Source organism: Bradyrhizobium sp. AUGA SZCCT0158 (genome assembly GCF_018130065.1).
In the GTDB taxonomy this organism is placed as follows: Bacteria; Pseudomonadota; Alphaproteobacteria; order Rhizobiales; family Xanthobacteraceae; genus Bradyrhizobium.
Genome location: NZ_JAFCME010000024.1, coordinates 78,445 through 91,976, shown reverse-complemented (window position 1 = coordinate 91,976; position 13,532 = coordinate 78,445). Strand labels below are relative to the sequence as shown.

Genomic DNA, 13,532 nt, shown 5'->3' with positions numbered 1-13,532 from the left:
TGCCAAAGCCGAAGTGTCACAATATGAATCACACAAAATGCCGATTCGGGAATCCCCGACATCAGATGTGTGCATGCTCTAGGGCGAACGCCGGGACCCATAACCACAGGGAGAAGTTTTGCGAAAGGCCTCTGCTACCGAGGCTTCATCGAGAGACCACGCGGTATGGGTCCCCCGATGCGCAATTGCGCATCTGCGTCCGCCGGGACGACGATGGAGGAAATACCTACTTCGACACATTCTCCAGCAGCAGGCCCAGCGCCGTGGCCGCGAACTTCTGCATGTTCGCCTGCCGGTCTGCGCTGCCGGTCTCGAGCGTGAACACCGCATTCTGCGGGCCCGCGACCGCCAAGCAGCTGTGGCCGGCGGCGTCGCCATAGCGGTTGCCGGTCGGCCCGGCGGCGCCGGTCTCGGACAGGCCCCAATCGGTGGCGAAACGCTGGCGCACCTGGCCCGCCAGCAGCTTCGCATAGGGCTCCGACGCCGAGCGGAGGCCTTTCATCGCCTCATCGGAAATGTCCATCAGGATGCGCCGCGCGTCGCGGGTGTAGACCACGCCGCCGCCGAGGAAATAGGCGGATGCCCCGGGCACCGACAGCAGCGCCGCCGAGATCAGGCCGCCGGTGGAGGATTCCGCGATCGCAATCGTCTGTTTCCGTTCGATCAGTCTGGCGGCGATCTTCTCGGCGATACCAACGAGTTCTTTCATCTGTTCTCAACTCCGGCGCAGCATGCGTTTCAGCACCGACTTCCTGTCAGGCTTGTCCGCCAGCGAATGATAGACGACGCGAATGAAATTCGTGGAGGCGAGCTCCGTCGGCGCCCATTTCTTGTCGAGATCGGCGAACGGTTTTGCGGCCAGCACGTCGTCTTCGCTCTTGCCTTCCTTGACCAGCTTCGCCATGCGGTCCCGCGCGGTGACCAGCATGGCGCGATATTCGGCTAGCGCCGCCTTGTCGGCGATCGGGCCGTGGCCCGGCACGATGCGGCTCTTGGCGTTGGTCATTTTGAGATAGGCATCAGCCGCCGCGATCATGCCCCTGATGTTGCCGCCATTGGCGAAGTCGATGTTGGGATAGCGGCCATTGGTGAAGGTGTCGCCGGTCGACAGCACATTGGCGGTCTTGAACCACACATAGGTATCGCCGTCGGTATGGGCGTGGGCGATATGCTTGAGATTGGCGACGCGGCCGGGAATCCTGATCTTGAGCGTGCCGCCGGCATAGGTCTTCTTCGGCAGCGCGCCGGCTGCGGCCGGCGGCGTCTTGACGCCGGTCAGGCCGTTGGTGGTGCCCTCCGCCAGGCGAATCTTGACGTTGACGTCGGAAACGATGGTGACGCCGTCCTTGGCGAAGGCTTCATTCCCGCCGGTGTGGTCGCCGTGATAATGCGTGTTGATGAGGTATTTGATCGGCAGGTTGGAGATGGTCGATATCGCGGCCTTGATCTTGTCGTGCAGCGGCGCGAACTGGCCGTCGACCATGATGATGCCGGTCTTGCCGACCGCCACCGTGATGTTCCCGCCCTGGCCCTCGAGCATGTAGACGTTGTCGCCGAGATCGGTGGTCTTGATCTCGACCTTGGAGAAATCGACCGGCGGGGGTGCGGCAGGCGGTGCAGGGGGCGCGGTCTGCGCGGCTACCGCGCCGGCCAGCAACAGGGTGATGGCAACCACCGTACTTCCAGTCCGAATCATCAACATCTCCCAAGGGCCGACCCATGTTTTCCTAGCACAGGGGGCTAGCGTTTGCCGAGTTGCGGCGCGCCGGTCAGCCTGCTTGAATGCGGCCAAAGAACCAAGCGGCGTGGCTTACAAGATGCCGTGAGACCGCGGGCGCGAGGAAACATGCAAGTGGGAACATCATGACGTCACCGATCGCAGGCGGCGTGGATTGCGACCTGCATCCCGCCGTGCCCCATCTGACCAGCCTGCTGCCGTATATGAACGACTACTGGCGCGACCAGGTGACGACGCGCGGCATGACCGATCTGGTGTCGCAATCCTATCCGGCCAATTCGCCGATCAGCGCGCGCCCCGATTGGCGTCCGGCGCAGGGCAAGCCCGGCTCCAGCCTCAGCGACATGCAAAAGCAGGCGCTCGATCGGTTTCAGGTCAGCTACGGCATCTGCAATCCCTTGTATGGCGTGCAAATGGTGTTTTCCGAGGACATGCAGGACGCCTTCTGCCGCGCGCTGAATGACTGGCTGGTGAAGGAGTGGCTCGACAAGGATTCCCGCCTGCGCGGCTCGATCGTGATCCCGACCCAGAGCGTGGAAAAATCAGTCGCCGAGATCGAGCGCTGTGCCAAGGACCCGCGCTTCGTTCAGGTGCTGATGCTCGTGATGGGCGACATGCCGCTCGGCAAGCGCGCCTATTGGCCGATCTATGCCGCCGCCGAGCGGCTCGGGCTGGCCATCGGCATCCATGCCGGATCCGCCTATCACAATCCGCCGACCTCGGTCGGCTGGGGTTCCTATCATGTCGAGGATTACGTCGCGCAGGCGCAGGCGTTCCAGACCCAGTTGACCAGCCTGATCGTCGAGGGCGTGTTCGCCCGGCATCCGAAGCTGAAGATGGTGATGCTGGAAAGTGGCTTCACCTGGCTGCCGTCATTCCTGTGGCGGCTGCACAAGTTCTGGCGCGGGGTGCGGATGGAAACGCCCTGGGTCGACCGTGCGCCGCTGGAAATTGTGCGCAGCAACATCCGCTTCTCGCTGCAGCCGGTCGACGCGCCGCCGGATCCCGCCACGTTAAATCGCCTGTTCGACCATATGCAGTCGGACGAATTGCTCCTATTCTCAACCGACTATCCGCACTGGCAATTCGACGGCGACGAGGTGCTGCCGGAGGGCATTTCGCAAGATCTTGTTCGCAAGATCATGATCGACAATCCGCACGCGGCCTATCCTCGTCTCACGCAGCCCGCGCTCAAGGAGGCAACGCCATGAATGTGCAGTTTCGCGCCGACCCGGCCGCTTCCACTAGCGTCAAGACCGCGATCGCCGATTGCGACATCCATCCCGCGCGCGCCACCGGGACCGAGCTTTATCCGTTCCTGGCAAAACGCTGGCATTCGCATCTCGAAACCTACGGCAAGCACGCCTATCAGGGCATGATGGAAGGCCCGCCCTATCCGAAGGCGCAGCCGAACGCCTCGCGCCGCGACGCCTATCCGCCGGAAGGCGGCAAACAAGGCTCCTCGCTGTCCTTCATGCAGAAGCAGCTGCTCGACCCCTACAATGTCGCGCTCGGCGTGCTCAATCCACTCGACACCGGGCAGGGCCTGCGCAACCACGATCTCAGCGCAGCATTGGCGACCGCGATCAACGACTGGCAGATCGAGAAATGGACCAGCAAGGATTCCCGTCTCAAAGGTTCGATCGTCGTCGGCAATGAAGACGGCCCCACCGCCGCCGCCGAGATCCGCAAACGCGCCGGCGACAAGAATTTCGTGCAGGTGCTTTTGCTGAGCCGCAATGTCGAGCCGCTCGGCCAGCGACGCTACTGGCCGATCTATGAGGCGGCGCAGGAGATCGGCCTTCCCGTCGGCGTCCATGCCTTCGGCTTCGGCGGCAATCCCATCACAGCTTCCGGTTGGCCGAGTTTTTACATCGAGGAGATGGTCGGCCATTCGCAGTGCCAGCAGACCGCGCTCGCAAGCCTGGTGCTCGAGGGCGTGTTCGAGCGCTATCCGAAACTGAAGATGGTGATGATCGAGGCCGGCTTCGGCTGGGCGCCGTCGCTTTCCTGGCGGCTGGACAAGAGTTTCGACCGGCTGCGCAGCGAGGTGCCGCATTTGAAGCGCCGCCCGTCGGAATATATCCGCGATCACATCTGGTGGACCACGCAGCCGATGGAAGATCCGGAACGCCGCGAGCATCTGTTCGAGGTGATCGAATGGATCGGCTGGGACAAGCTGTTGTTCGCGACCGACTACCCGCACTGGGATTTCGACGAGCCCTCGCGCGTGCTGCCGCCCGGCGTCAGCGACGCCAACAAGCAGGCGTTCTATCTCGACAATGCGAAGAAGCTGTACGGATAATCTGATGGCGCGGCATGTCATTGCCCCGGTGGACGAGTTGCCGCCGGGCACACGAAAATTTCTCACCATCGACGAGCGGCCGATCGCGATCTTCAACGTCAAGGGCGAGTTCTTCGGCCTGTTGAACCGCTGCCCGCATCAGGGCGCGGCCTTGTGCGAAGGCCCGCTGATCGGGCTCGCGACTTCCTCTGATCCCGGCGAGATCGAATATACAAAACTCGGGGAAATCATCCGCTGCCCCTGGCACGGCTGGGAATTCGACATCCGCACGGGCCAGTCCTACTGCGACCCCAAGCGCTTCCGCGTCAAAGCCTATCCCGTCAATGTCGAGCCCGGCACCAACGTGGTGAAGGGGCCGTATGTTGCCGAAACGATCGCGGTGTCGGTCGAGAGCGATTACGTGGTGGTCGATCTGTAGCGGCCGCCGTTCCCGTGAACGCCGGCCGCATCGCCGTCAAACAGCGTCTTTGGCAACCTTCAGCGGCGACGCCTTGACCGACTTGCTGGCCGGCTTGGCCGCGAACTCCATCGGCTCTTTCGTGAACGGATTGATGCCGCTGCGCGCTTCAGTCGCCGGCTTGTTGACGACAGACATTTTGACGAAGCCGGGAATGACGAACTCACCGGATTCATTCAGCTCCTTGTAGCCGACGGTGGCCATCTGCTCGATGACGGCCTTGACGTCATTCTTGGAAAGCTGCGTTCCCTCTGCGATTGCATCGATCAACTGATTCTTGGTCATCTTGGCCATTGAAAATTACCTTTCTGTGTGTGGGAGAGAACGGATTGAAGCGCACGCGCTACGCTGGTTGCATAACTCGGTCTGGAGCGCGGCAAGGCCACGCAAATCGCTTCCCGTTCATGGCTGCGGTCATGAAAGCTACCGGGCTTAAAACCTATCGACGCCCAAAACGCAAGGCGTAGATAGGCCTGTGGGGAACCGCTTCCGGATCGATCGGCACCTGCAAGAGGCTGGTAAAGTCGCTGATACCACTGGCGTCCTGCGAGGTCAGGCGCTGATAATTCTGCCCGGATCATCTTGCAATGACACAACAAAATCCCGCTGTCGCGATGACAGATGCAGGCAACAGTCGTTAGCTTCGCGCTATGTGCCTGCCGTCGACATGGATATTCAATCGCTTCATGAAAAACCCGGACGCATAAATTTCCACAACCCGGTTGGCTTCTGCCGTCTTCAACGCGCCACACAGCAAGGCCGTGCGGCTGTAAAGAGACACACCGGAGGATGATTCAACCAGCTGCCCGTCGATGTACAGCTTCAAGATCATCCGTCCCGCCTTCTCCATATCCGGGACCGCGCTGCATGCGATCTGATGTCCTTCGAAGATCGTCTCCACTTCTTCGGTAAACACACCCATGGCTTGATCTGCTTTATCCTGTTGCCCACCGAAATTGGCGGAGCTCGTCGCGAAACGTCGCCCTTGCCGCTATGGCTTCAATGTCCCTTGCAGCAGCTTGATGCCGTCGGCGAGCGCGCGCTGCATCAATAGCGTATCGACGCCGTAGGCGATCATGCGAAAGCCTTTGGCGCGGAAATCGCGCGCCCACTTCTCGTCGCCGGCGAGGAAGCCTGGCGTCTTGCCGTGTTTCTCGCAAGCCTTGACCAGCCTATCGACAGCGCTGTGGAATTTCGGATTGTCGAACTGCCCCGGGATGCCCATGAAGTTCGTCAGATCGTAGTGGCCGAGCCAGACCACGTCGACGCCATCGACCGCCGCGATCGCATCGACGTTCTCGATGCCGTCAGAGGTCTCCACCAGCGCGATCACCATCGTGCGCGCATTCGCCTCGGCGATCTTGTCGGTCTCGGCGCCGCCGGCATAGTCGTCATGTGCCGCGACATTGAATGCGGCGCCGCGACGCCCGACGGGCGGATATTTCGTGCAACCAACGATGGCCCTGGCCTGCTCAGAGGTTTCGACCATCGGCACCATGATGCCCATCGCGCCGATGTCGAGCGCGCGGGCGATGTGATGATAGTCGCCGGAGGGAACGCGCACCAGCGGCACCAGGTCGAGCCCGCGGCAGAATGCGAACTGCGCCTTCATGGTCTCGAAGCCGACGCCCGAATGCTCCATGTCGTAGAGGATGAACTCGGCGCCGGCCTCGCGGCAGATCGAAGGATAGCCGGGCGTGAAGAACTCGAACGTCATCGTTCCAAACGCGCAGCCGCCGGCCGCAAGCCGTGGTTTGATTGGGTTTGGACGCAACGGCTTTCTCCCCGATATGTTCACGCGCCCGGCATGGCGAACACGGCAACGCAGCCGGGCCACCGATCTGATATCCTGCGCCGCGAGGGCTGGTCCAGCCTCTCACGCAGATACGCGTTAGGTTATATTGATGCGTTGCATGCGCAGCAATTGAACCAAACGATTTTGTTCGTTTCGCGGGAACGATCATGAAGAAGTGTCTTCTGGTGACGATCCTGGTGGCTCTCACCGCTACGGCTACGGGGGCGCAGGCTCCCACCCAGGACGCGCTGATCGCCCGCGCGAGATCATTCGAACTCGATACGCCCTATGTGCCGCCGCCAGGCGATCCCCTGATGCATCATGCCGCCGGATATGCGAAGGTGATGTGCTCAGCTGTATTCTTGACCGGCCTTGCGCCCGATTTCGCGGCCGGAAATGTCGGGTTTTTCACGGCGCCCTACCGGCAGCGCGCGAAGCTCGGCAAGCCGGTCATCGATCGCGTCAACAAGGCGGTCCACGTCACGCTCCCTAACGGCGTGACCCGGACGGCCAAATATCTCGGGAGCCAGGGGTGCGTCGCGCTCCCGATCGGCGAGAGCGCCATGAGTTTCAAGCCGGTCGCCGTCACCAGCCGATTGCCCGATCCGGAGACCCAATTGTGGCCCATGGGCGATATGCTGCCGCAGGATCCGTTGGCGGCAGAAATCGACGCCGAGAAACTCACAGCTGCCGTGAATGCCGCGTTCCAGCCGGCCGAAGCATTGACTGCGGCGTTCGTTGTGACGTGGAAAGGCCGCCTCATTGCCGAGCGCTACGCGGAAGCCGTTACGGCGCAGACGGCGCTCGAAGGCTGGTCCATGGGCAAGAGTGTTACGGCAACGCTCTTTGGCATTCTGGTCAAGGACGGCGTCTACGATTTGAACCAGCCGGCACCGGTCCCTGAATGGCAAACGCCCGGCGACCCGCGCGCCAAAATACGCATTGCAGATCTTCTTCACATGTCGAGCGGGCTCCGGATCAGGGCGCCCCAAGACCCGGATTATGACCCAACCGGGCCTTACCCGGATCACGTCTATCTTTATACCGGCGGCGTCGATTCCTTTCGCTACGCGGCAACACGGCCATTGCAATGGCCTCCCAACACGGTCGGACGCTATCGCAACACCGATCCGGTCCTGATCAACTATCTGATCCGGCTCGGTGTTGAAAAACGCGGCGACGAATATCTCTCATTTCCTCAGCGGGTGCTGTTCGACAAGCTCGGCATCCGTACCATGGTGATCGAAACTGATCCGTTCGGAAATTTTCTGGGGCAAGGTTATGAGGTGGGCTCCGGGCGCGATTGGGCGCGGCTTGGCAATCTCTATCTTCAGGGCGGCGTCTGGAACGGTGAGCGCATTCTCCCGGAGGGCTACACCACATTCGTCAGCACGCCTGCGCCGGCCTGGGCCGCGGACAATCGGCCGATCTATGGCGCTTTTTTCTGGCTCAACAGCGACGGGCAATTTCCAGTCCCGCGCGATGCCTATTACATGGCGGGCGCTGGCGGGCAGACCACGCTGATTATTCCCTCGCACGATCTCGTCGTCGTGCGTCTCGGGCACTCTCGGGGCGAATCTTACGCCGCTTCAGGCTTCGACAAGGCGCTCGCGCTGTTGATCGAGGCCGTGCCAAGAGCACAAAAGCCCGGGGCCCAGAAGTGAATCATGCCAAAGTCGCAGCTGCGGTTGCTGTGAGCAGCGCTACGTCCCCGCACACCATCCGCGGGCATTACTGCGCCAGAAATCCAAATGCGACAATCGCAGCCACCATGCTCGCGAAAATCAGCAGTGCCGGAAGGGATTTTCGGATCACTGGCCTCGTCGAATCGCGCGCGGCCGGCAGACCGGGCTGAGGTTTGGGCCGTCTCTGGGGCCGCACGTCTTTGCCCTCTGACGTTGCGGTGCGGGCCTGTGGTTCCGGGGCCGTGCCCACGCCTCCCATCTCGCTGTAATAGGCGCCATAGACCTCGCGAACGGCCAGGGCCGTGGACTCGGCCTCGCTCATCGTCTCGAGCCGGATTCTATAGTTGGTCAGAAAGCTCTGAGCGTTTGACGGAAGGTCATCGAAACCACCGAGCTTGGCCATCATGAGCCAGGTGGCAAAATCCGCCTCGGCTTTGGTGCGAGCTTTCTTGGCGATACTGGTCTTGGAGCTAGGGGACATGGTGGTCCGATTGGTTTGTGCGCCCAAACTCGCCGGCGTTCATGGCGATCGTTGGACAGTTCGCACGTCCGAGTTTGGCACGTTTGAGACATGCCGCGGTGCTCGATTATGTCTGCTTGTGGGGTAGACCGGAAGTGGCGCGAATGCCGCAAAGCCGACCTGAAGATAAGTCCGCGGCCAGCTCGCGGATCGGCGAGAGGCCGTGGGTAAACCCGTGCGGCTACGCCGCAGGCGGTCCGAACCATGTGGCCCGGTACCATCCTGTTCGGCACACAGACAAGACAAGCCACGGGCCGTCTCCGTTGGCGGCCTCTTGCATATCAGGTCAAGCAGGGAATGTCCCTTTTTGGCCGGGTCAGTATTCCATCGCACGCCATGGATGAAGTACGTGTCGTCCGTCCTTGACGAACGTGAAGTAATGACCGCCGCCAGCGGGTTGGTCGTGCGTTCGATCAATCGCAAAACCGGAATAGTGGCAGAACAATAGAGTCCCTACAGCGCCGTGGCCCACGAAAAGTACGTCGCCCGTTTGCCTTTAGCTCTCCGCTGGAGATGATCTGCGTTCTTCACCTGCGGATGGGTAAGGTAGCGTATGTGAGTGTTCATGATCTGGATGATGCGGCAACGAAGGCTTGTCCGCAACGGGCCTTTCTCGGATCTCGCGCTGCGGGACGTTGCTTCGCTCCGCGTCATTGCGAGCCATCGGGCGCGCATTCGCGCGACCCGGTGGCTCGCAATGACGGCTGAGTGCGACATTCTGACCCGACGGGCAAATCACTTCCGATTTGCGGAAGTCGTGTCAAGCCCCGATATAAAAAATATTTCTGTTTACCAGAATGAAAATCAGGTGCACATATCTGCCCATCCCGTCCTACTCAGAAGGGCGTCGGCCGTCGTCACGGACGTTGGGCGGGTTGCGGTGGACGCTGGTTTGCGCTGAGACGATGGCGTGGACTAAGCGTACGGCAAAACCGTGTGGTCCTGGCACCCGTTGCAGGTGTCAAGCTGTCGGGTAGGCGAGAGCTGAACCGGCAGCGACGGAGTCAACCAAGAACTCGTCTCCGGGGAGAGCACGGCATAAGCCGTAAAGCCATTGCGCAGGGAAGGCCGGGTGTTCTCCGCTGCCCTGTATGCTCGTGTGCATTTTGCTTTGTGCAATCCGCACACGGGACCGCGGGTGCAGCGCGCACCCGGTCTTCCCTGCGCCCTCTCATTGGAGGGCAAGGAATTTCTGGCAAAGCTCGGGCGCAATGCGTCGCGAGAACGCGAAGTTGCGTTTTGAATGATTGCGCATCTACAATCACGGCCGTCGTCCCGGGCTTGACCCGGGACCCATACGCCGCGGCCCGTCGGCGAGAACGCCGGCGTTAGATACCTTCCCAAACAACGAGCGCCGCGGCGTATGGGTCCCGGCTCAAGGCCGGGACGACGAGTGGAGAGAACGGAGCACAATGACGGTGTCAAACATGCCCCATCATCCGCCGCTCGCGCGCATAACGCACCAGGGCGACGAACCGATAAATGCCATGCACGAACTTTCCATAAGGCATGGTGATGAACAGCGAGAACACCACGCCGAGATGCAGCGCCAGTAGCGGACCCATCGCCGGCGTTGCGCGCAGGAACAAGAGCGCCATGCCGGTCAGGCTGGTGAGGAACAGCATGACGATGAACGCGACATCCATGCCGAGGCGTTTTTCATCGACCAGCACAGGATCGCGCTTCCATTTTTCGAGGAGCAGTCCCACGGGCCCGATCAGCAAGCCAATGCCGCCGAGCGTACCCAACACGACAGGCAGGTCCCACCACGGATAGGGCGCCTGACGCGCCAGAAAATAATGATAGAATGTCGCGACACTGGTCGAGGCAAAGCACAGCCCGAAACCGTAGAAGGTGAGGTGGTGATAGATCTTGCGGCGGTCGGTCGGGCGATCGTCCTCGTTGAAGCAGCCGACGCCGCCGCCATCGAGATAACGCAACTCGCCCGCGTCGCGGATCGCCTGCCAGATCGAGCCCGCATCGGCGCGCATGCCGACGGGCTCGCCGATATCGCGCCAGAACGCGCGCACGCCCATGACCAGCGCCACGATCGCATAGAGGAAAGCGGCGCCGAACAGCGCCGCCATCGCGTTGTGCGGCATCAATTTGTAGAACGCGCCGGGGCCGGTGTGGACGCCGAACAGCACTTGCCGGTCGTGGAAGGCGGCAAAGCCGAAGATGAAGGCGGCGACGCTGAGCGCGGCAACGATGCTGATCACGAGGCCGTTGCGCGCGAAGGCGCCGGAAAAGGCGCGGGGCCAGACGTAAGCTGCGTAGGATTCGTTCCGCGCGACGGCAAGCGTCTGCGGCACATTGACGTTGAACTCGTGCGGCGGCGAGAACTGGCAATCGGTGTAGCACGCGCCGCAGCCGTGGCAGAGGTTGGCGAGGTAATTGAGGTCGCCGTCGGAAAACGCGCGGCGCATTTCCATCGCCGGAAACACCGCGCAGAGCCCCTCGCAATAGCGGCAGGAATTGCAGACCGTCATCAGGCGGTCCGCCTCCTCCAGAATTCTCGTTCCGTGCATTGCGCGGTGCTCTCTTCCGTAAAGTATGCGTTACTTGGTGAGGCCCTTGCCCTCGAGCCATTTCTGGATCAGGGCTGCGACCTCGGCATTGTTCTTGTCCATCATCACCATGTGCGAATTGCCCTTGATGCCGGCCTTCGGCAGGTCGACGACATCGACGCTGCCGCCGGCGGCCTTGATGCTTTCCGCAAAGGCGACGCCGGTGGCGCGGATCTTCGGCCAGCGCGCGTCCTGCTCGATATAGTCGCCATAGACCATCAGCGTCGGAATGTTCTTCAAGCTTTCGACCTTGGCGGGATCGCCGACCCCGGCGGGTTCGATCGCGATCAGCGCCTTGACCTTGTCGGGCCGCGCCTGCGCCACCTTGAAGCCGAAACTGCCGGCCTGGCTGTGAAACAGGATGATGGAGGGGCCGACGCGGTCGATCTCGGCGATATAGGCGGCAATGATCGCATCATCGGTGGTGGTCCAGCGCGGCACGTTCTGCTTGACGAAGTTCTCATAGCCGTCGTTCGGAAACTGATTGCCCGCCAGCAGTTTGCGCTTGGCCGGATCGGCATTGTAGGAACCGGCGCCGTCGCCGATGCGAAAGCGTTCGAACGGATTGGCTGTGGTGAGGAAGACCGGCTCGCTCTTGAAGATATCAGGGTATTGCGCCCAGCCGGCGCGGCCGCGCTCGACGGCATCCGAATTGTAGACGGCCCAGCCCTTGCGCAGAAAATAGTTCAGCCAGCCCTCGCGTCCGTCCGGCGTGGTCTCGTAGGTGACGCCGGTCAAGCCGCCGCCGTGCCACATCAAAAGCGGATAGGCGCCCTTCTCAACGGCGGGCAGAAAATACTGCACGTACATCTGCTCGACCTGGTAGGTGCCGTTCGGGTCGACCTTTGCCGGCACGCCGCCCGGCGTGAACGTCACTTCCTTGACCGGCTTGCCGGAGATTTCGACCAGCCGTCCGCCGACATGGAACGAGCCCATGTCACGCAACGCGATCGGCTCGGCGGCATTGGCCGCGCCCATCATCAGGAGCGCTGCAACGGATACAAACGCAAATCGCGACATGAACCCTCCCATGAGTCTTGGCGGCCGTTAGTTTCTCGCATTTTTCGCCGCTTCCCGTCCCGCCACCCGTCCGAACACGCTTCCGATGGTCATGCCGATGCCGGCGGCATAACCCTTGCCGAGCACGTTGCCGGCCATGATCTCGCCGGCGGCGAACATGTTGGCGGAAGGCTTGCCGTCCTTCATCAGCATGCGCGACTGCTTGTTCACGCGGGTGCCGAGATAGGTAAACGTAATGCCGGGCCGCACCGGATAGGCGAGGTAGGGCGCGGCCTCGATCTTGCGGGCCCAATGCGTTTTTTGCGGCGTGATGCCTTCGGTGCGGCAGTCATCCAGGATGGTGTGATCGAACGTACCGGGCTGCACCGCGGCGTTGAAATCGGTGATGGTCTTTTCCAGCGCGGCCGGATCGAGTTCGAGTTTTCCCGCGAGTTCGGCGATGGTGCCGCCCGCGATCGGCGGGAACAGCGTCGGCATGAAGCTCGTGACCACGGCCGAATCGAAAATGATGTAGGCGATCTGGTCAGGCTGGGCCGCCACCAGCCGGCCCCAGATCGCGTACCGCTTCGGCCAGATGTCCTCGCCCTCGTCGTAGAAGCGCTGGGCGTGCTTGTTGACGACGATACCGAATACCACCGAGTCGTGCCGCGTGATGATGCCGCCGTCGAATTTCGGCGCGCGGGCGTCGATCGCGACCGCATGGCATTGCGTGGGGTCGCCGATGTCCTGCACGCCCTTGGCCAGCAGCATTTTCAGGATCGAGCCGCGGTTATAGGGCGTGCCGCGAATGAGAAAGTTGTCGGCCGCCTCGCCCCAATACTCCTTGAGCCATTCGATGTTGGCCTCAAACCCGCCGGCCGCGGCGACCAGCGCCGAGGCGCGGATTTCGGTGGCCCCATCGATCGGCTGCTTCAGGTGAGCCGCCAGGAACATGCCGTCCTCGATGTGGAGATCAGCGACCTCCGCGTCATAGATGATCTGGACGCCGAGCTGTTCGGCGGTCAGATACAGCGCGTTCAGCATCGCGCGGCCGCCGCCGAGGAAGAACGAATTGGTGCGGCCGAGGCTGAGCGTGCCGCCGAGCGACGGCTGCCAGCGCACGCCCTGTTCGACGATCCAGTCCAGGATGTCCTTGGACTCCCGGATCATGAATTTTGCCAGCTCTTCGTCGGTCTCGCCGCCGGTCACCAGCAACAGATCCTGCCAGAATTCCTCTTCGGTGTAGGGCCCGGTGAGAATGTCGGTCGCCGCGTCATGGGCGCAGCGCATGTTGCGGGTGTGGCGGGTATTGCCGCCGCGGTAGAATTTCGGCGCGCCCTCCAGCACCAGCACCGAGGCGCCGGCCCTGCGGGCGCTGATCGCGGCGCACAGCGCGGCGTTGCCGCCACCGATCACCAGAACATCGAACCTGCGTTTCAAATCCACCATGCGCTCTTGTTATCGTT

13 protein-coding genes are annotated in these 13,532 nt (G+C 62.0%); 4 read left to right on the top strand and 9 right to left on the bottom strand.

Annotation, left to right across the window (positions count from 1 at the left end):
* Positions 1-226 precede the first annotated feature (226 nt).
* Positions 227-709, bottom strand: a complete 483-nt coding sequence (locus tag JQ574_RS27790; RefSeq protein ID WP_212206018.1) for a CinA family protein — start codon at positions 707-709, stop codon at positions 227-229.
* A 6-nt stretch (positions 710-715) separates the two neighbouring features.
* The gene (locus JQ574_RS27785; RefSeq protein WP_212384090.1) at positions 716-1,696 is read right to left on the bottom strand and encodes an MBL fold metallo-hydrolase; all 981 of its coding nucleotides are present in this window, start codon (positions 1,694-1,696) and stop codon (positions 716-718) included.
* A gap of 167 nt (positions 1,697-1,863) precedes the next feature.
* On the opposite strand from JQ574_RS27785, the gene JQ574_RS27780 reads away from it, so the two are divergent.
* The 3 genes from JQ574_RS27780 to JQ574_RS27770 are packed head-to-tail and all read left to right on the top strand — an operon-like array spanning position 1,864 to position 4,461.
* Positions 1,864-2,949 carry an amidohydrolase family protein gene (locus tag JQ574_RS27780; protein WP_212206024.1) on the top strand — a complete coding sequence of 362 codons (1,086 nt, stop codon included), beginning with the start codon at positions 1,864-1,866 and terminating at the stop codon, positions 2,947-2,949.
* Positions 2,946-4,043: an amidohydrolase family protein gene (locus JQ574_RS27775; RefSeq protein ID WP_212384089.1), complete on the top strand. Its 1,098-nt coding sequence runs from the start codon at positions 2,946-2,948 to the stop codon at positions 4,041-4,043. Before JQ574_RS27780 ends, JQ574_RS27775 begins: the two co-directional genes overlap by 4 nt.
* A gap of 4 nt (positions 4,044-4,047) precedes the next feature.
* Complete coding sequence (locus JQ574_RS27770; RefSeq protein ID WP_211999336.1) at positions 4,048-4,461, top strand: Rieske (2Fe-2S) protein; 414 nt, start codon at positions 4,048-4,050, stop codon at positions 4,459-4,461.
* Between the two features lie 36 nt (positions 4,462-4,497).
* Here JQ574_RS27770 and JQ574_RS27765 read toward each other — a convergent pair whose 3' ends face one another.
* From JQ574_RS27765 to JQ574_RS27755, 3 genes are all read right to left on the bottom strand, one after another.
* A complete protein-coding gene (locus JQ574_RS27765) occupies positions 4,498-4,794 on the bottom strand; it encodes an HU family DNA-binding protein (protein WP_212206028.1) in 297 nt (98 codons plus the stop codon).
* A gap of 343 nt (positions 4,795-5,137) precedes the next feature.
* Positions 5,138-5,422, bottom strand: a complete 285-nt coding sequence (locus JQ574_RS27760) for a hypothetical protein (protein ID WP_212206036.1) — start codon at positions 5,420-5,422, stop codon at positions 5,138-5,140.
* A 69-nt stretch (positions 5,423-5,491) separates the two neighbouring features.
* Entirely contained in the window at positions 5,492-6,274 is a 783-nt protein-coding gene (locus tag JQ574_RS27755; protein ID WP_212206038.1) for an HpcH/HpaI aldolase/citrate lyase family protein, read from the bottom strand.
* A 188-nt stretch (positions 6,275-6,462) separates the two neighbouring features.
* On the opposite strand from JQ574_RS27755, the gene JQ574_RS27750 reads away from it, so the two are divergent.
* Complete coding sequence (locus JQ574_RS27750) at positions 6,463-7,959, top strand: serine hydrolase (protein WP_212206039.1); 1,497 nt, start codon at positions 6,463-6,465, stop codon at positions 7,957-7,959.
* A gap of 67 nt (positions 7,960-8,026) precedes the next feature.
* Here the strand turns inward: JQ574_RS27750 and JQ574_RS27745 are convergent, their stop codons facing one another.
* From JQ574_RS27745 to tcuA, 4 genes are all read right to left on the bottom strand, one after another.
* Entirely contained in the window at positions 8,027-8,461 is a 435-nt protein-coding gene (locus JQ574_RS27745) for a hypothetical protein (protein ID WP_212206843.1), read from the bottom strand.
* Between the two features lie 1,460 nt (positions 8,462-9,921).
* Positions 9,922-11,028 carry a tricarballylate utilization 4Fe-4S protein TcuB gene (tcuB, locus tag JQ574_RS27740; protein ID WP_212384088.1) on the bottom strand — a complete coding sequence of 369 codons (1,107 nt, stop codon included), beginning with the start codon at positions 11,026-11,028 and terminating at the stop codon, positions 9,922-9,924.
* A 30-nt stretch (positions 11,029-11,058) separates the two neighbouring features.
* On the bottom strand, positions 11,059-12,087 hold the full coding sequence (locus tag JQ574_RS27735) for an esterase (RefSeq protein ID WP_212206043.1): 1,029 nt from the start codon (positions 12,085-12,087) through the stop codon (positions 11,059-11,061).
* 27 nt (positions 12,088-12,114) lie between these two features.
* Positions 12,115-13,515: an FAD-dependent tricarballylate dehydrogenase TcuA gene (tcuA, locus tag JQ574_RS27730; RefSeq protein ID WP_212206045.1), complete on the bottom strand. Its 1,401-nt coding sequence runs from the start codon at positions 13,513-13,515 to the stop codon at positions 12,115-12,117.
* Positions 13,516-13,532 lie beyond the last annotated feature (17 nt).